This window comes from Pseudomonas sp. MWU13-2105 (assembly GCF_023242315.1).
GTDB lineage: Bacteria > Pseudomonadota > Gammaproteobacteria > Pseudomonadales > Pseudomonadaceae > Aquipseudomonas.
In genome coordinates this window covers 351,757-370,032 of the sequence record NZ_JALLIY010000005.1, presented here as the reverse complement: position 1 = coordinate 370,032, position 18,276 = coordinate 351,757, and the positions used below count along the sequence as shown (strand labels likewise).

Sequence of the window (18,276 nt, the reverse complement as noted above, 5' to 3'; positions counted from 1 at the left end):
CCTATGGATTACCCATGATTAATTTTCGTCTGATTCGTCATCTCTGGCTGTTCCTGGCGGTTGCCGAAGAGCAGAATTTTGGTCGTGCTGCCAAGCGTCTGGGCATGTCTCAGCCACCGCTGAGCGAGCAGATTCAGGTGCTGGAACAGGCGCTCAAGGTCACGCTCTTCGAACGTTCGCGGCGCGGCGCGAAATTGACCCAGGTCGGGGCCGCGATCCTGCCGGCGGTACGCAAGTTCGCCGAACAGTTGGAGCGTCTGGAACTGGCCGTGGAGGAGGCAGTGGCGGGGCAGTCGGGCGTGTTGACCATTGGGGCGATCTCGACGGCCATGTTTGACGTGTTGCCAGGTTTGATTGAGCAACTGAAGAGCGAGTACCCGCACCTCACCGTGTCCGTGCGGGAAATCGACAGCGTTGAAGCCGTTCCGGCGCTGGAGGCCGGGGATATCGACCTGGCCTTTGCCCGTCTGGATGGTGATCTGGGGGCTTCGGTCAAGTCGCTGCCTTTGACGGAGGATCGTCTGGTGGTGGCGCTACCCAGTGATCACCCTTTGGTCTCGCGTAAGCGAATCAATCTATCGAACCTGGCTACCGAACCCTTGGTGATGTTCTCTCGAAAGGTCAGTCCGGTGTATTTCGACAGCTTGATTGCCACTTGCCGGGCCAGCGGTTTTTCCCCGCGCGTACTGCATGAAGTGCGTTCTGTCGCTTCGCAGATTGCCTTTGTCAGCTGTGGGCAAGGTATCGCGCTGGTACCGGCTTCGCTGAAGAAACTGGCCCCCGACAATGTGGTGTTTCGAGCGCTCAGCCAGAAGCTCAATGTCGTGACCACTGCGATGGCCTGGAATGCGGACCGACTCAATCCGCTGGTGGAGGAGGTCGTTGCCCGGTTCCAGGCCAAGGCGTGAGTTGACCAAAGGGAGTACGAGCATCAGTTGATAGGTTTGGCGTATGGAAGCCTTCCCGAATTAAGAATTTACAGCGGACTCGATTGCCTTGAAATTGCCTGTCTTGTTGCCGGCGAGCCCGGTTCGGCGCGTTTTTTTCGTTCAAGGAGTCAATAACGTGCTTTCATCAGAACCGTTCACTCACGTGCAGCTCCCCCTGGCGGTCGAGGGTGTCCAACTGAACGTCGCCGCCATTCACCGTGAGGGGGCCTTGGCACCCATTGTATTTCTGCATGGTTTTGGCTCGACCAAGGAGGACTACGCCGACATCGTGCAGCAGGCCGCATTTGCTGGTCATCCCTTTGTCGCTTATGACGCGCCGGGGTGTGGCGAGAGCCAGTGCAGCGACCTGTCGAGGATCTCCATTCCCTTTCTGTTGCAGACGGCATTGCAGGTGCTTGAGCATTTCGGCATCGAACGCTTCCATCTGGTCGGTCACTCCATGGGCGGGCTCACCGCGCTGATGTTGGCCCATCAGTTCCCCGGGCGAGTACTCAGCTTCGTCGATATCGAGGGCAATATTGCCCCGGAAGACTGCTTTCTCAGCCGACAGATCGTCGATTATCCGGCGGATGATCCCGAGGTGTTTTTCGCCGCGTTCATCGAGCGTGCCCGGCATGCGCCGGCTTATGCCAGTGCACTTTACTCGGCAAGCTTGCGGCACAAGGTTCGGGTCGGTGCGGTGCGCGGGATTTTCCAGTCGATGGTTGATCTTTCCGATAACGCCGACCTGATGGGCAAGTTCCTCGGACTGAAATGCCCGCGCATGTTCATGTACGGTGAGCAGAACGCTTCACTGTCCTATCTTTCGCACATTCAGGCCGAAGGCGTGCGGTTGGCACCCATCGCGCAGTGTGGACACTTCCCCATGTATTCCAACCCGATCGCGATGTGGCAGCAGATCGCTGATTTCCAGGCGGATAGCCTGGCCAGGTAAGCCCGATTTTCCTGACGGCTCCCTTTCAAGTCTCTTCAGGCTCTTGTCGCGTGCAGCCTCAAACAACCTTTGAGCCCTGCACGCTCTTCAATTTCACCTGAACCGCTGATGTACCCATAGCGCGACAGATTCGGCATCAACATCGAGGCGATGAAGGTAATGGTCACGATTGCCGCGACGTAGATGAAGAAGTACTCCTCTATACCCTGTGATCGAAGCGACAAGGCAACGTATTCGGCAGTGCCGCCGAACGCCGCGTTACCGACGGCGTAGGGAAAGCCCACACCCAATGCACGTACCGCCGGGGGGAAGAGCTCGGCTTTGACGATCCCGGCAATGGGTGTGTAGAACGACGCAATGGCCAAGCCAGCAAAGACCAGTAGGAACGCCGTAAATGGGCTACTCACCGACTGCAGCGAATAGAGCAACGGAATCACCAATAGCATGGCCAGCCCGGAAAACATCAGCATATGAGCCTTGATCCCGATGCGGTCGGCCAATAGGCCGAACAGCGGCTGGCAGAGCATGAAGCAGACCAGGGCGGCTGTCATGATGAAACTGACCGTTTCCGGGCTGAGCCCGGCGGAGATCACCAGGAACTTCTGCATGTAGGTGGTGAAGGTGTAGAAGTACAGCGAACCGCCGATGGTGAACGCTAGCACCAGCGCGACGGCCCGTTTGTGTTTGAACATACCGCGCAAGGAGCCGGCATCTTTGCGGGCCATGTCTTTTTTGCTGGCGGTTTCATGCATCGAGCGTCGCAGATACACCACGACGATTGAACTCAGGGCGCCGACGAAGAACGGAATCCGCCAGCCCCATGTATGCAATTGCTCGGCATTGAGGGTCTGCTGGAGGATGACCACGGTCATCAAGGCCAACAGTTGACCTGCGATGATGGTGAGGTACTGGAAGGAGCCATAGAAGCAGCGCCGGCCGGGTGTCGCGATTTCGCTGATGTAGGTGGCGCCGGTGCCGTATTCTGCGCCGACCGACAAACCCTGAATCAACCTGGCGACCACGAGCAGGATCGGCGCTGCGACCCCGATGGTGTCGTAGGTCGGCATGATGGCAATCAACAGTGAGCCGGCGCACATCATGAACACCGAGATGATCATCGAGGCCTTGCGGCCGCGGGTGTCGGCGAGCCAGCCGAAAATCCAGCCGCCGAGTGGACGCATAAAAAAACCAACAGCAAAAACACCGGCGGTTGCCAGTAGTTGGCTGGTGGTGTCCCCTTTGGGGAAAAACGAAGCGGCAAAGTAGATGGCGGTATAGGCGTAGATGAAAAAGTCGTACCACTCCACCAGATTGCCTGAGCAGGCACCGATGATTGCCTTTATGCGGCTTGGGGTATCCACGGGGCCGGGCCGGGCCGCGTGGTTTTTTGAGCCTGTGATTGATGTCGACATGATGTTCACCCTTTCTTCAAGGCAAGACGATACGAGGCGCACGCTGATGCGTGTCCGACGTGACTGACTCGATGGATTGATCGGCTTAACGAGGAGGCGTGAGTCCGCTCTCTGTCCGGCTTTCTGAAGAGAGGGGGGAGGGAGGATGTACGAGAGAGGCAAACGGCCCGTGGCCCAGAAAACTCGAATAAGCCAGGTCAGAACAAACGGTGGAAATCATGGCGCGAGCCCTCGAATCTTATTCTTGTAGTGAGTCGAACGCTCTTCGGCGCTGACGTTGATTGCACGCTACCGCAGAGTGAGAAGGGCAATAAGCCGTCAAGCAGGCCTAACTGATATACCCAAATTCTATAGCTTGGCGTGCAGCCTTGGCAGGTAGGGGCATACAGCCTGTTCGAAGGCCGCCAAGCCCCGCAGCGCGTGGTGTGCAGGGCACTCCAAGGCTTGTAAATACGGATACACTGATTATCACTTTCGGCGCATTTCGCGCCGAACTCGATTCTGACTGGCCCGGTAATGGATGTTGTTCAACTCAAAACCTTGATTCATGTGGCCGAGCTGGGCAGTCTCAGCAAAGCTTCGGACCGTCTTCATATCGCGCAACCGGCACTCAGCCGGCAAATCAGAATGTTGGAGAAAGAGCTCGGCGCCTACCTGTTCGAGCGACACGGACGCGGGATGGAAATTACCGATGTAGGCCGCGAAGTGCTGGCTCACGCGACTCGCATCATGGAGGAAATGGAGTCTATCCGGAGTTCGGTCGTCGGTGGCAGGTCGTCTTTTCGCGGAACGGTTGTCATCGGCACAACGCCGACGGTTGCCCAGATTGTCACTGTGCCGCTGGTGCGCAAGATCCGAGAGGCGCATCCCAATCTTGCCGTCAGGTTTTCCTCGGCCTTCAGTGGCTACTTGCTCGATTGGGTTCAGCGCGGTGAATTGGAACTGGCCATTTCCTACGACCCTCAACCGCTGCATACGCTTCGAATCGTGCCAGTGATGATGGAGAATCTGCTGCTGGTCGGCCCCGCCAGTGCCAACTTGCGCATCGATACGCCGGTGTCCTTCGAGTCTTTGGCCGAGCAGCAGTTGATATTGCCCAGTGCTCGACATGGCCTTCGCGTGATCATGGATAACTGTGCGCGGGAAGTCGGGATCAAGCTCAAGACCAGTGTTGAGGCTGACTCGTTTGGCGCGATGATCGATCTGGTTCACCATGGCTTCGGTTTGACGGCCTTGCCTCTGGCGTCGATCTATTCACAGGTCGAAGCCGGCGAGCTGTGCGCGGCACCGTTAGTGGATCCCGTGCCCATGCGCAAACTGGTTCAGGTTTTCCCGGCGGACAGGCGCGTCAGTCCCGCGGCTAAATTTGTTGGCGATGCCTTTATCGAAATTGCCGCTGATCTGGTCGATCGAAAAATCTGGGCGGGATACATGCTTTGAGTCATTGGCTGATGTGTCTGCCCTGTGCGCCGGCCCCCTGCAATGACTGACCCTCTTTGACCAACACCTTTTGAGGTAGCTCCCCGTTGGCTTTCAACAATACGCCACTCGTACTCATTCCCGGATTGCTATGTGATGAGCGTCTATGGGCGCATCAAAAGGCTGCACTGGAACACGCCAGGCCCATCTGCATTCCCGATGTCTCTCTCGATGCCAGTATTGCGCAGATGGCGGAGCGAGTACTGGATGAGGCTCCTCCGTGTTTTGCGCTGGCGGCCTTGTCCATGGGCGGTTATGTGGCCATGGAAATCATGCGCCGGGCGCCTGAGCGGGTGATGAGGCTGGCCCTGATAGATACCATGGTGCGGCCGGACGATGAAACCCGAGCCAAGGCGCGGCGTGGCCTGCTGAGTCTTGCCGAACTTGGTCGGTTCAAGGGGGTGACGCCACAACTTCTGCCCAAACTCATGCATCCACGTTGTATCGGTACCGCTGTTGCGGACACCGTCCAGGCGATGGCAAACGCGATAGGCAAGGACGGTTTCGTTCGGCAGCAACAGGCAATTATCGACCGCGCGGACTACCGGCCTGTGCTGGAAACGATTGCAGTACCTACCTTGATCGTGGTGGGGGAAAACGACGAGATCACGCCGCCGGCAGAGTCCGAAGAGATTCATCGAGGTATACAGCGCTCACGTCTGATACTGCTACCTGAGTGCGGGCATCTGCCGCCTCTGGAGCATCCGCAGTTGACGACACAACTGCTGAGTCGATGGCTTGATGCTGAACTGCTCATCGGATGCTGATGTTTGCTGTTTCGGCGTTGGAAGCTGGCATCGTCACTGTTTACGCAGGTCAGGCCTTTTTTACATGGCTCTTGGCGCTTTCGATGATGTCCATGAAAAAAGTGATCCACGCATGCGCCAGGCGCGGCTCACTCACCTCGACCCCGCGCCATTGCGTGTGCTGAGTAGGCTGCGGATAAGCACGGAATGTTGTTCCAGCGCAGATTCCTGGATTTCATTCGGCACCCTGGTTGCCAAAAAGGACAATATCGCGCGCATTTGACGAAGTGCAACCCGGGTAGCCCTTGGGTTGTGATAATTAGCCCGTGAAAATAGTATACGATTGCTAAATTTAGGATACGCTTGCTATGATCGATGCAACCGCAGGGTTACCCCGGCGATTTTTGAGTGGTCAGGTATGCCCTTAAAGATGCTGAACAGAAAAGCGCGTGCCGATAAAGCGGTATACGAAAAACACAATTCAAATACTTCAGTCTTGTGCTGAACGAGGAGATCGCAATGCCCACCGTTCGCGTTGAACTAAGCCCGGGTCGCACCCATGAGCAGAAGCGAGAATACGTCGAGCGGGTTACCCGCCTGACCGCTGAGGTACTGAATTGTCCCGTTGAAAGTATTGACGTCATGTTCGTGGAAATTCCTTCTTACGATTGGGCGCGCGCAGGCAAGTTTTTCGGTCAGCCTCCGGCCGACGTGGCTGAGTAACGTAAGTCGGTTAGGTCGCAGGAAGGTTTCCGCTAGCACAGGACCTCCTGATCCTGAAAATGCTGAGGTTTGAGTCATGAGTAGTCGTCACCATGCTGCTTTATTGGGTGAGCCCCTCGAGATGCCGTCGTCGCTATGGTCTGCTACCGCGATAGACGGGCCAACATTGAAGTCGCTGGATCGCAGCGAAACAGCTGATGTAATCATTGTGGGTGCCGGATTCACCGGCCTTTGCGCGGCGATTCGTCTGGCAGAGGCGGGCCTTACTTGCATCGTGTTCGATGCAGCCGAGCCGGGCTGGGGGGCCTCCGGTCGGAACAATGGGCAGGTCATCGCGGGGCTGAAGCAGGATCCCGACGTTATCGAGCGGATTTATCCTGGTGAGCAAGGACGCAAGCTGGTGCAGTTCGGCAGCGAAGCACCTGCTCAGGTGTGGAACCTGATCAAACAGTACAAAATTAACTGTGCTGCCAACCAGCATGGATGGATTCAGCCTGCCTACACTGGGGTGGGGTTCGCTGCGGTCAGGTCGCGTTATGAAGCGTGGCGGGGTCGAGGCGTGGACACTCGTCTGCTCGAAGGCTTCGGGCTTCATCAATTGCTTGGCACCACCAAATACAGTTTGGGCTGGTTCGACCCCCGCGGAGGATCCGTCCAGCCATTGAGTTACGCACGCGGCCTGGCGAAAGTCGCGGTTGATCTTGGGGTCCGAATTTTCGCACCGTCAAAGGTCGAGGCCTTGACCAAGAAGGGCAACAGCTGGGTTGCGTCGTGCGGGCAGTTCCGCGTACAGGCGCGACACGTACTGGTCGCAACCGGGGCCTACGCTGAAAAGCTGGTTCCCAAGCTCCGAACCTCTTTCGTTCCGGTACGCACCGCTCAGGTCGCCACGCGTCCACTGGCTGACTCGATGCGTAAAGTCATTCTGCCTCAAGGGCATGTCGCCTCAGACACTCGGCAATTGCTGACCTCCTTCCGGCTGTCCCCGGATGGTCGATTGGTCATGGGCGGTTCGGGGGCTACAGCTGGCCTGGATCATTCGGCCATCGTTCCTTACCTGCACAAGGCGGGGCAGGAGCTTTTCGGTCACATTGGGCGCCTGGAGTGGGATTTCCACTGGAGCGGTTTCTTCGCGGTGACGACCGATCACCTACCGCACGTTCATGAGCCCGAACCTAATCTTCATATCTCCGTCGGTTGTAACGGGCGGGGTATCGCGGTCTCCACGTCTCTGGGTATCCAGTTGGCGAACCGGATTCTTGGGATGGCTGCTACCGAATTGTCGGTGCCCGTGTCGTCCATAGGCACAGTCAATTTCCATATGTTTCGAGGTCTTGGCGTCAAGGCGGCAACGCTCTACAAGCGGTTGCAAGATCGAGTGGGTTAGCGATTGGCGGGCTCAGGCTACCGTCTCACGCATCGCGTGTCGAAAGTAGCCCTGAACCTCTCTTTGAGTCTGTTCTATGTGCTTGCGCAACAAGGCGACGGCTGCAGAGCTATCACCTTGCTCGCAAGCATCGAGGATGTGGATATGTTCCTGATGAGAGCGCGCATGGCCGGCAACGCCGGAAACGCGAAGGCGCAACATGCGACCCATGTGGTCCTGGACGGAACGGATCATGGCAACGAGGCGTGGGCGATTGGCCGGGGCGTAGAGGCACGCGTGAAATCTCATGTTCAGGTCGCTCCAATCCTCCTGGGTCATCGCCTGATCATACGCGGCCAACAACTGACGAGCCTTGGCAAGGTCAGAGGAGGCCATGTTCGGGACCGCAAGCTCCAGTGCCCGACACTCAAGGGCCAGGCGCATGTCCAACATCTCGATGTAATCCCCGACGGTCAAGGTCGCGACAGTAGCGCCTGCGTTCGGTGTGAGTATCACCAATCCTTCGGATTCAAGTCGGCTGAGGGCCTCGCGGACTGGAATTTTGGATACCCCGATCACATTGGCGATTTCGTCCTGGCGGATAGGAGCGCCTTCCGCCAGGACGCCTGCAGTGATCCTTCTCTTGATCTCGTCGTAGGCTTTTTGCGCGGCGGTAATGGCTTTTTTCGTGTCAGGCATGACTTCACACATCTCAGTCGAACGCCAGTTGGGGCGTCATTTTTTGCATATCCATAAAAGTATACCAAATCACGAATTCTAATAAAATTTTGAGTTTGTCAGATTGCACTGCGTTCAGCAGTCCATTCGACAGGAAACACCATGCCAGCCTGATGTCCATGGGCTGAGAAGAAATAAGTTTGGGGGGAAAATAATGAATGCGTTGTTCTTGGGTTACGGAAAGATGGGAAGTGCCCTGGGAGAGTCCTGGTACGCCGGTGGCCTAGTCGAGCGTCTGGTGGCGGTTGACCCCGGCCTTCCACGAGGTATGTCGGCAGAGGTTGTCGGTAGCGCCGCTGACCTTGTTGATGAGGCATTTGATGTCATCGTCCTTGCCGTAAAACCGGCCGTGGCGCGCCAGGCCATTGCTTCCTTGCCCACCAGGGCATTGTCCCGTGCCGTATTGATTTCAGTCATGGCGGGCGTTAGCTGCGCGCAACTGTGTGATGCAGCGGGCAAGGATGTGCCGGTTGTGCGCGCGATGCCCAATACGCCTGTCATGGTTAATCAGGGGTGCACCGGCTTGTACAGCGTTACCTTGAACGATGCGGCGAAGCGTAGACAAGTCAAGAGCTTGTTCGACGCCGTTGGCGTTGCTGTATGGCTAGAGCGCGAAGGGCTACTGGATGCGGTGACTGCTATCAGTGGCAGCGGCCCTGCTTACTACCATCTGTTCAGCGAAGCCCTCTGTAACGCAGGCATTGAACTGGGCCTTCCAGCTGAGTTGGCCCGGGTCCTCGCCGCTCACACTGCCCGTGGTGCTGCCGAGTTGCAGTGCAAGTCCGACGTGAGCTTCGTGGCGCTCCGCGAGGCGGTCACCTCTGCCAACGGCACCACCGCTGCAGCGATCGCCCAATTTGAAGCGCAGGATCAGCTACGACGACTTGTCAACGCAGCGGCTCAGGCAGCTCACGACCGGTCGATCGAACTGTCCCGGCAGGGTTGAAGCAGAAGAGCACCTAGGTCGCCAGTTACGAATGGACGGCGCTGATCACAACAAAAAACGGACAACATCAATTCCCGACTGCCCTGACTTTCCTGACGTGGTACATAGGAGCTAACAATGAGAATGACGCAAGATACGGTTCGCTTGCCGAACCAACAAACGGCCGCTCAGCCCGGGAGCGCGCCGTTCTACTCGAATATGGCGTTCCAGATGTTCGCGGCACTGATTGCCGGTGCTCTGCTCGGAGTTTTTGATCCCGGTTTCGCTGTTGAACTGAGTCCGCTGTCGGCGGCGTTCATGAAGATGATCAAGTCCCTCGTGGGACTGGTGATCTTTCTCACCATCGTTAATGGCATTGCCAATATCGGTAAAGGGTCTAATGTTGGCAGGCTGGGCCTGCGCGCATTGATCTACTTCGAAGTCCTGACGACCTTGGCAATGCTCATGGGGTTGATAGTGTCCAAGCTGTTGACTCCTGGCGCCGGGATGAATATTGACTATCACACGCTGAATACGGGCGCCATCGTATCGTTCATTTCAACAGCAGAGCATCGGACAACCGTGGGCTGGTTATTGTCGATCATTCCCGACACCTTTGTTTCAGCTTTCACCAGCGGGAACTTGCTCCCGGTATTGCTCATGGCGGTGATGTTCGGGGTTGCCTTGCTCCGCATGGGGCCGCGCTCTGCTGACGTCGTAGACCTGATGGAAAAGATCTCGGAGGCTGTCTTCGGGATGGTGGGCATGGTGATGAAGTTCGCGCCGTTGGCCGTATTCGGGGCCATCGGGTACACCATCGGCAATTATGGGCTTGGCTCGATGGTACCGCTGGCCAAGTTTCTCTTGCTGTTCTACCTGTGCTGTGTGGCCTTCATCATTCTGGTACTGGGGACGGTATGCCTGTACTCCCGGATCAGTCTCTGGCTTCTCGTCAAATATCTGCGGGTTGAAATACTACTGGCATTCGGGACTGCCTCATCCGAGGCAGTGCTCCCGAACATCATGAAAAAATTGGTGGACGCGGGGGTCAAGAAGCACGTCGTTGGTTTTGTAATTCCCGCCGGCTTTTCATTCAACCTCGACGGATCATCAATGTACTTTGTCATGGCGATCATGTTCATTGCTCAAGCGTGCAACATACCGCTGACGCTGACTCAAGAGCTCTCCATGATCTTGATCTTCATGGTCACCTCCAAGGGCATCGCGGGTGTCGCGGGAGCGGGTTTTGTCACCCTGGCCGCCACGTTGCAAATGTTTCCCGAAATACCACTGGCCGGTATTGTCCTTTTGCTGGGCATTGATCGCTTCATGGATGCCATGCGCACCGTGACGAATATTGTGGGTAACGCCGTGGCAACTCTGACGCTGGCCAGGATGGACGGCGCTCTGGATTACAGCGTACTCAATAATGCGTTGGGCATCTCGAAAAAAAATTGATCAAACGGTCATGAGTTTTCAACGTCGGCGATGTGGAGTCCAATCGCCTCATTCACTTGATAAATCAGAAAGGCAAGACGATGACTGCAAAAGTCGGACGTGTAGATCACCCGGTAGTCGCGGTATACGACCTCAAGGCCACTCGCGCTCAATACCAGAAACTCGGCTTCGTCGTACCCCCCAGCGGCAAGCACCAGGAGTGGGGCACAGAGAACCTTTGCATCATGTTCGCTGGTGACTACCTCGAGATCCGGGGTATAGGCGATCCCAACAAATTCCTTGCTGGCGTGGATAAGTTTCTTGAAAAGGGCCAGGGTCTCTATAGCGTTGCGTTCAATGCCAAGTCGGCTGATGAAAGTTATAAAATGGGCATTGAGTCCGGAATTGGCATCGAGCCCCCAAAGCACCTCAACCGTAAGCTCGTCCTGGAGGACAAGGTGCTCGACCTGCATTTTCGGACTGTGATGCTTGACCATAGCCTTTATCCAGGCCTGACTCACGCAAACCTGTGCGAGCACCTCACCGCAGACACCCTGCGCCAACCAGGTTGGCTGGACCATCCAAATGGTGTGATTTCATTCGGACGCCTGGTGGGTGTCGTCAGCGACTTCGATGGCGCTGAATCGGCCTACAACAAGCTGCTGGGAGCTGAAAGCGTTCGCCGTGAAGCCGGTCGCATCTGGCTCAACTTTGGCGAGGGGGCAGATATTGAGCTGATCACCCCGGCCGAGGCCTTGCAGCGTGGAGATGATCATCCGGTCCGTGGTGACGCCTACCTTGCGTCCGCCACGCTGATGGTCAAGGACATCGCTACCACTGCCCAGGTGTTCTATGCGAACAATATCCGCTTCAGGGCCGAAGTAGATGGTTCTCTGCGTGTCGATCCGCAAGAGGCTTGTGGTGCGCATCTGTACTTCAAGCAAGCTTAATCCTGCTTGACCTCGGCCACGGGCGGCCGGTCCGCCTGGGGCTTTTTTATACGGCGCTTTGGCGCCGTTTCCTGCGTGACCCATTGGTAATGCGCGGGATAATTCTGGTGGACATGTATTTAAAAGTAAGCTGGCATAAGGCCCTGTGAATGCACACATTTTTTCCATATTGACTTCATTTTGACAGATTAATGTCATGATTTTAATCAGTTGATTAGTCAAGATTGGCGTATGCACCTCTTTCAATGCAAGGAACAAGATCCATGCCGGTGACCAGGTATATTCTGTCTTTTTTTATATTATTCAGTTATTTGCCCGCTTATGCAGAGAACACCCCGCAGGGATTTGGAGCGGGGACCATCGGTGGAGCAGGTGGGGCTGTGGTGCGGGTCCATAACCGTAATGAGTTGCAGCATGCGCTGTGCCAGACTTACGGTCCCGGCGGTTTTTGTTCTGACGCCACGCCCCGTATTGTCGAGGTGGACGGTACATTCGATTACACAGGGACCGAGGGACGAGACGCCAAACCGGGATGTCTTTATGGCGATGCCTGTCCAGCTTCCTCGCCATATAAATCAGAAATGCTGGCTTTACTGAATTCCGACGACAAACATTGCGACGGCAAACCCATCATTCAGGTGGCCTTCGACAATGCCCCTAACAATCCGCTGAAGGTTGGCTCCAACAAGACTGTGATTGGCATTGGTGCTTCCGCAACGCTGAAAGGCAAGGGGCTGGCCCTCAAGGGCGTCAGGAATGTCATCATCCGCAATCTGACCTTCAGCGATATCAATCAGGGGGTCATCTTCGCGGGTGATGCGTTAACGCTGGATGATGTAGATCATGTCTGGATTGACCATAACCATTTCAAGAACATCGGGCGTCAGATGATCGTCGGCGGGTTCAAGCCCACCCTGCATGTCAGCATTTCCTGGAACGATTTCGATGGCGAAAATCTGTACTCTCACAACTGCAGTGGCAAGCATTATTGGAACCTGCTGATGGCAGCGAAGGCACAAAGCATCACGATGTCCTATAACTGGTTTCACCATTTCTCGGGGCGCGCGCCAAAAATCGGTGGCGACGATGTGGTCGTCCATATGGTGAACAACTATTTTGAAGATGGTTCTTGGCATGCTCTGGATGCGGTCGATCCGGCCCGAGTGCTGGTCGAGGGCAATGACTTTGAAAATGTCGTCCTACCCATTACCCGGACCGATCATCCCGGCCATATTTTTGGCATGCAAGGCGACTTGGATGTGTCCTCCCAGGCTAAATGTCACGCGGTTCTCGGACGGTCATGCCTGGGTAATATCGCCAATCCACCCCCCAAGGTGAACGGTTTTAACACCGACAGCAGTGTGCTTGACGCTTTCGCCAAAATCCCTGGACCCCAGATCGAATCCCCTATTCCTGCCCAGGACGTTCCTGCGATGGTCAAGGCTGGGGCAGGTACGGGGCATATATGATCAGGCATATCATAGGTGATGACACAGGGGGCTTGCGCCAGTGTCAGTCACGTATGCTACTCAGATAATCGAACAGCTTGGCCGCTTCCGGGGCCAGTTGTGCCGGATCCTTGACCCCGACGAACAAGGTGCGCTGGGCCCAGTCATCGCTCAGATCGACAGCAATCAAGCGGGTGCCGAGCAATTCGGCACGTACGGATGGCAACGGCAAGATCCCGATCCCCAAACCGGCTTCGATCATGCGACAGATACCGTCGAAGCTGCTGACCTGAATACGCACCTTGAGGACTTTGCCTGCATTCACGGCGGCATCGGTGATTCGGCGCAGCAACGAGCTGCCTTGGTTGAGCGCCACATAATCGAAATCGAGCGTATCCGTGAAGGACACGCTGCGCTCTTTGGCCAGCTCATGGCCGACCGGCACCAGTAGCACGAGTCGGTCATTACGATAGGGCAGTTTGTACAAACCCTCAGCCGGTACGTTATCGGCAAAAATGCCGATATCGGCACGCCCGTTTTCCACGGCTTGGATGATCGGTTCACTGAGGGCTTCTTCCAGCCCGATGCGTACGTGCGGGTTGGCCTGCAGGAAATGCGCGAGGTCATCGGGCAGGAACTGGACCACGGCGGAGGTGTTGGCGCACAAGCGCACATGCCCGCGCACGCCAACCGCGTAATCACTGGCGTCTGACGCCATGCGGTTCACCCCTTCAAGAATCGTGCGGGCGTGCTCCGCTATTCCTTGGCCCGCGGCCGTCAGTTCGAGTCCCCTCGGCAGGCGCACGAACAACGGACACTGGGTCGTGCGCTCCAGCTCAGCCAGACGCTTGCTGGCCGCCGAAACCGTCATGTTGGCCTTGTCGGCGGCACGGGTCAGGTTTCCCGTCTCGGCGGCGAAAATCAGCAGGCGCAATGACAGCAGGTCGAAATGCAGGGGATTGATCATCAAAAGGGTCCGAGGTTTTCCAGTTTGGAAAGGGTAGTGGCGAAATATGAAATTTTCATCTGCCCGATTTGTGTCGATTATCCATATCACAAGTACTCGACAAGAACGGTAAACGTCATGGGATTACCTCTGCAAGGTGTCAAGGTCGTGGAGCTCGGTCAACTGATTGCCGGGCCCTTTGCGGCGAAAATGCTCGGTGAGTTTGGCGCCGATGTGATCAAGATCGAGCCGCCGGTCAGCGGCGACCCGTTGCGCAAATGGCGCTTGCTACACGATGGCACCTCCGTCTGGTGGGCCGCGCAGTCGCGCAACAAACGCTCGCTGACCCTGGATTTGCGTCAGGCCGAGGCGCAACAGGTGGTGCGCCAGTTGGTGGCTGATGCCGATGTGCTGATCGAGAATTTCCGCCCGGGCACCCTGGAAAGCTGGGGCCTGGGCTGGGACACGCTGCATGCGCTGAACCCGAAACTCATCATGCTGCGGGTCTCCGGCTACGGTCAGACCGGACCCTATCGTGATCGTCCCGGATTCGGCGTGATCGGCGAAGCCATGGGTGGCCTGCGGCATCTCTCCGGTGAGCCCGGGCGCACGCCGGTCAGGGTCGGCGTTTCCATTGGCGACTCGTTGTCGGCCCTGCACGGGGTGATCGGGATACTCCTCGCCCTGCGTCATCGCGAGCAGAACAGCGGGGAAGGGCAGCAGATCGACGTGGCGCTGTACGAGTCGGTGTTCAACATGATGGAAAGCCTGTTGCCCGAATACTCGGTGTTCAACACCGTGCGTGAGCCCGCCGGCAGCAGTTTGCCGGGGATCGCCCCGACCAATGCCTATCGCTGCCGCGACGGCGGTTTTGCCCTGATCGCCGGCAATGGCGACAGCATCTATCAACGCCTGATGGAAGTAATCGGTCGCCGTGATCTGGGGGCTGATCCCGATCTCGCGCAGAACGACGGCCGCGTGTTGCAGGTCGAGCGCATCGATGCCGCAATCTCGCAATGGACCGCGCGACTCGGCCTCGACGAAGTCCTGTCGATCCTGACCGAGGCACGTATCCCCGCCGGCAAGATCTACAACGCCGCCGACATCGCCCAGGACCCGCATTACCGGGCGCGCGACATGCTGCTCGACAGCCAGTTGGACGACGGCACACCCGTAACCTTGCCTGGCATCGTGCCCAAGCTGGGCACCACGCCCGGTCGCGTGATGCGCTCGGCACCGACCCTGGGCCAGCACACCGCCGAGATTCTCGGCGAGCTGGGTATCGACCCCGCGCAGCAGGCCGACTGGCGCCAACGCGGCATCATCTGAACCCGAGGAATTTTATGAAACGTCTTTTCCTACAGGAAGTCGCCACCCGTGACGGCTTCCAGAACGAAGCACGGTTTATCGAAACCGCCGACAAGATCGCCCTGATCGATGCCCTCAGCCAGTGTGGCTTCGCCAAGATCGAGGTCACCTCGTTCACCTCGCCCAAGGCCATTACCGCGCTGCGGGATGCCGAGGCGGTGATGCACGGCATCCGCCGCAATCCGGCGGTGGAATACACCGTGCTGGTGCCCAACGTGCGCGGTGCCGAGCGGGCCCTGGCGTGCAATATCGATGAAGCCAACCTGGTGATGTCGGTCAGTGAACCGCACAACCGCTCCAACCTGCGCATGAGTCGCGAGCAGTCGTTTGCCCAGCTCAGCGAAGTGTTTCGGGTCATAGGCCAGGGGCCGGTGGCGACCAATGTGTCGTTGTCGACAGTGTTCGGCTGTCCGATGCAGGGCGATGTGCCGGTGGGGGAGGTCCTGCACTGGGTCGAGCGCTTTGCCGAACTGGGCGCCCGTGGCGTGACCCTGTGCGACACCACCGGCATGGCCTACCCGAGCCAGGTCGAGGCGCTCTCCAGGGCGGTGCGTGAGCGTTTTCCGGCGCTGCAACTGACCCTGCATTTCCACAACACCCGGGGTATGGCCCTGGCCAATGCCCTGGCGGCCATTGACGCAGGTATCGATCGCTTCGACGCGTCCCTTGGCGGGCTGGGCGGTTGCCCCTACGCGCCGGGGGCCAGTGGCAATGTCTGCACCGAAGACTTGCTGCACATGCTGCAGTTGATGGGCTTCGACACCGGGGTCGACCTGGACCGCGTGCTGGCGGCTGCCGCACGGTTGCCGGGGCTGGTCGGCCACGAGATTCCCAGCCAGATCCTCAAGGCCGGCAAACGCCTGGACCTGCATCCGATACCCGCCCATGTCGCCAACCTGGAAAAACAGGTGCCGTCGACCCGAACCCAGGAGCTGCAACCATGATCGACCATCTTGACCATCTGGTGCTGACCACCATCGACCCGGTGGCCGCCGAGGATTTCTATGTTCGGGTCATGGGCATGCAGGTGCAGACCTTCGCTGGCGGGCGCAAGGCGTTCGCCTTCGGCCAGCAGAAAATCAATCTGCACGTGCGCGGCCACGAGTTCGAACCCAAGGCGCACCTGCCGGTGCCAGGGGCGCTGGACCTGTGTTTTATCGCCTCGGTCCCCCTGGACCAGGTGATTGCCCATCTGGCCCGTGTCGATTGGCCGATTATTGAAGGCCCGGTGTTGCGCACCGGAGCCACGGGGCCGATCCGTTCGGTGTATGTGCGTGACCCGGACCTGAACCTGATCGAGATTTCCGAGCTCGTGCAGCCGGAGCGTGCAGTATGAGGGTGGTGTTTCTCGACAGTGCTAGCCTGCCCGTGGGCATTGCACGTCCAGCTTGGGTGACGGACTGGCAGGACCGTTCCGACACAGCGCCCGATCAGGTGGTGGAAGCCGCCCGTGCTGCCGATGCCGTGATCACCAACAAGGTACGCATCGGTCGGGCCGAATTGGAGCAACTGCCGAACCTGAAATTCATCTGCGTCGCCGCCACCGGTTACGACTGCATCGACCTGGCGGCCTGCCGTGATTTCGCCGTGGTGGTGTGCAATGTCCCGGCCTACTCGGCGCAAAGCGTCGCCGAGTCGGTGATCGCGTCGATCTTCGCCTTGCGCCGGCAGCTGTTCGCCTACCAGGCCGCCGCCGTGCGCGATTGGCCGGATTCGCGGCACTTCTGCGTCCACCGCTCGCCGATCCGGGATGTGCAGGGCAGTGTGCTGGGTATCGTCGGCAAAGGTGGCATCGGCCAGGCCACGGCACGTCTGGCCAGTGCCCTGGGCATGCAGTTGCTCTATGCCGAACACCGTGGTGTGGTCCCGGTTCGCAAGGGATATCAGGCGTTTGAAACGGTGCTGGCGCAAAGCGACGTGATCTCGCTGCACTGCCCACTGACCGAGCACACCCGCCACCTGATCGGTGCCGCAGAGCTGGCGCGGATGAAACCCGGCGCGGTGCTGATCAATACCGCCCGCGGGCCGTTGGTGGATGAAGCGGCGGTGCTCGCCGCCCTCGACAGCGGCCGTCTTGGCGGTGCCGCCCTCGATGTGTTGGGCCAGGAACCACCGGCGGCCGACCAGCCCTTGCTCACCAGCTGCCACGCCAACCTGATCGTCACGCCCCATGTCGCCTGGGCCAGCCAGAGCAGCCTGCAACGGCTGGCCGACGGCATCCTCGGCAACCTGCATGGCTACTACTCGGGGAATCTGATCAACCTCGTCTCGTAACGGCTTCACCACCCAACAACAAGGTCCACTCATGAAAACAATAACAATCACACCGGTCCGTCAGCTTGTCTCGTTATTCATTGCCGCACTGTCCCTGGGTGTACTGTTGCAGGTGACACCCGCCGCGGCGGCGGCCAGCGTGCCGCCAGGCACCCCGGTGGCGGGGATGGTTGATCACGTCGACCATATCGTCCTGACCGCCACTGACCCGCAAGCAACCATTCATTTCTACACCGAGGTGATGGGCATGCATCTGGAGCAGTTCGGTGAGGGCCGGGTGGCCTTCACGTTCGGCAACCAGAAAATCAACATGCACGTGCGCGGTCATGAAGTCGAACCCAAGGCCCACCTGCCGGTGCCGGGCTCCCTGGATCTGTGCTTTATCGCCAGCGTGCCACTGAATGAGGTCATCGCCCACCTCAAAGCAGTGAACTGGCCTCTGGTCGAAGGCCCGGTGATCCGAACCGGTGCCAGAGGGCCGATTCGTTCGGTGTACCTGCGTGATCCCGATCTCAACCTGATCGAGATTTCCGAGTACATCCAGAAATAATCATCCCCGAAACAATCTTTCCCTGGTGGC

18 protein-coding genes are annotated in these 18,276 nt (G+C 58.0%); 15 read left to right on the top strand and 3 right to left on the bottom strand.

Features of this window, described 5'->3' with window-relative positions:
* Positions 1-14: 14 nt before the first annotated feature.
* Positions 15-908: a LysR family transcriptional regulator gene (locus M5B96_RS09875; protein ID WP_248796485.1), complete on the top strand. Its 894-nt coding sequence runs from the start codon at positions 15-17 to the stop codon at positions 906-908.
* Between the two features lie 157 nt (positions 909-1,065).
* A complete protein-coding gene (locus M5B96_RS09870) occupies positions 1,066-1,884 on the top strand; it encodes an alpha/beta fold hydrolase (RefSeq protein ID WP_248796484.1) in 819 nt (272 codons plus the stop codon).
* Between the two features lie 35 nt (positions 1,885-1,919).
* On the opposite strand, the gene M5B96_RS09865 is transcribed toward M5B96_RS09870, so the two are convergent.
* Positions 1,920-3,296 (bottom strand): MFS family transporter, encoded by a 1,377-nt coding sequence (locus tag M5B96_RS09865; RefSeq protein WP_248796483.1) that lies wholly within the window; start codon positions 3,294-3,296, stop codon positions 1,920-1,922.
* Between the two features lie 516 nt (positions 3,297-3,812).
* Between M5B96_RS09865 and M5B96_RS09860 the strand changes: the two genes are divergently transcribed.
* From M5B96_RS09860 to M5B96_RS09845, 4 genes are all read left to right on the top strand, one after another.
* Complete coding sequence (locus M5B96_RS09860; RefSeq protein ID WP_248796482.1) at positions 3,813-4,736, top strand: LysR substrate-binding domain-containing protein; 924 nt, start codon at positions 3,813-3,815, stop codon at positions 4,734-4,736.
* Between the two features lie 86 nt (positions 4,737-4,822).
* Positions 4,823-5,542 (top strand): alpha/beta fold hydrolase, encoded by a 720-nt coding sequence (locus M5B96_RS09855; protein ID WP_248796481.1) that lies wholly within the window; start codon positions 4,823-4,825, stop codon positions 5,540-5,542.
* A gap of 498 nt (positions 5,543-6,040) precedes the next feature.
* Entirely contained in the window at positions 6,041-6,244 is a 204-nt protein-coding gene (locus tag M5B96_RS09850) for a 4-oxalocrotonate tautomerase (RefSeq protein WP_248796480.1), read from the top strand.
* A 76-nt stretch (positions 6,245-6,320) separates the two neighbouring features.
* Positions 6,321-7,631: an NAD(P)/FAD-dependent oxidoreductase gene (locus M5B96_RS09845; protein WP_248796479.1), complete on the top strand. Its 1,311-nt coding sequence runs from the start codon at positions 6,321-6,323 to the stop codon at positions 7,629-7,631.
* 12 nt (positions 7,632-7,643) lie between these two features.
* Here M5B96_RS09845 and M5B96_RS09840 read toward each other — a convergent pair whose 3' ends face one another.
* Positions 7,644-8,309 (bottom strand): GntR family transcriptional regulator, encoded by a 666-nt coding sequence (locus M5B96_RS09840; RefSeq protein WP_248796478.1) that lies wholly within the window; start codon positions 8,307-8,309, stop codon positions 7,644-7,646.
* A gap of 193 nt (positions 8,310-8,502) precedes the next feature.
* Here M5B96_RS09840 and proC point away from each other — a divergent pair, with 193 nt between their 5' ends.
* The 4 genes from proC to M5B96_RS09820 all read left to right on the top strand — a co-directional run bounded on the left by proC (position 8,503) and on the right by M5B96_RS09820 (position 13,129).
* Positions 8,503-9,294: a pyrroline-5-carboxylate reductase gene (gene proC / locus M5B96_RS09835; RefSeq protein WP_248796477.1), complete on the top strand. Its 792-nt coding sequence runs from the start codon at positions 8,503-8,505 to the stop codon at positions 9,292-9,294.
* Positions 9,295-9,411: 117 nt separating this feature from the next.
* On the top strand, positions 9,412-10,731 hold the full coding sequence (locus tag M5B96_RS09830; RefSeq protein ID WP_248796476.1) for a cation:dicarboxylate symporter family transporter: 1,320 nt from the start codon (positions 9,412-9,414) through the stop codon (positions 10,729-10,731).
* A gap of 80 nt (positions 10,732-10,811) precedes the next feature.
* The gene (locus M5B96_RS09825; RefSeq protein WP_248796475.1) at positions 10,812-11,660 is read left to right on the top strand and encodes a VOC family protein; all 849 of its coding nucleotides are present in this window, start codon (positions 10,812-10,814) and stop codon (positions 11,658-11,660) included.
* Positions 11,661-11,923: 263 nt separating this feature from the next.
* Complete coding sequence (locus M5B96_RS09820) at positions 11,924-13,129, top strand: pectate lyase (protein WP_248796474.1); 1,206 nt, start codon at positions 11,924-11,926, stop codon at positions 13,127-13,129.
* Positions 13,130-13,172: 43 nt separating this feature from the next.
* Here the strand turns inward: M5B96_RS09820 and M5B96_RS09815 are convergent, their stop codons facing one another.
* Complete coding sequence (locus tag M5B96_RS09815; RefSeq protein ID WP_248796473.1) at positions 13,173-14,075, bottom strand: LysR family transcriptional regulator; 903 nt, start codon at positions 14,073-14,075, stop codon at positions 13,173-13,175.
* Positions 14,076-14,192: 117 nt separating this feature from the next.
* Here M5B96_RS09815 and M5B96_RS09810 point away from each other — a divergent pair, with 117 nt between their 5' ends.
* The 5 genes from M5B96_RS09810 to M5B96_RS09790 all read left to right on the top strand — a co-directional run bounded on the left by M5B96_RS09810 (position 14,193) and on the right by M5B96_RS09790 (position 18,246).
* Positions 14,193-15,383, top strand: coding sequence for a CaiB/BaiF CoA transferase family protein (locus M5B96_RS09810; RefSeq protein ID WP_248796472.1), 1,191 nt, complete (start codon positions 14,193-14,195; stop codon positions 15,381-15,383).
* Positions 15,384-15,397: 14 nt separating this feature from the next.
* A complete protein-coding gene (locus M5B96_RS09805) occupies positions 15,398-16,366 on the top strand; it encodes a hydroxymethylglutaryl-CoA lyase (protein WP_248796471.1) in 969 nt (322 codons plus the stop codon).
* Positions 16,363-16,758 (top strand): VOC family protein, encoded by a 396-nt coding sequence (locus tag M5B96_RS09800; protein WP_248796470.1) that lies wholly within the window; start codon positions 16,363-16,365, stop codon positions 16,756-16,758. The genes M5B96_RS09805 and M5B96_RS09800 overlap by 4 nt, the downstream gene beginning before the upstream one ends.
* A complete protein-coding gene (locus tag M5B96_RS09795) occupies positions 16,755-17,696 on the top strand; it encodes a D-2-hydroxyacid dehydrogenase (RefSeq protein WP_248796469.1) in 942 nt (313 codons plus the stop codon). Before M5B96_RS09800 ends, M5B96_RS09795 begins: the two co-directional genes overlap by 4 nt.
* Before the next feature lie 166 nt (positions 17,697-17,862).
* Positions 17,863-18,246 carry a VOC family protein gene (locus M5B96_RS09790; RefSeq protein WP_248796505.1) on the top strand — a complete coding sequence of 128 codons (384 nt, stop codon included), beginning with the start codon at positions 17,863-17,865 and terminating at the stop codon, positions 18,244-18,246.
* Positions 18,247-18,276 lie beyond the last annotated feature (30 nt).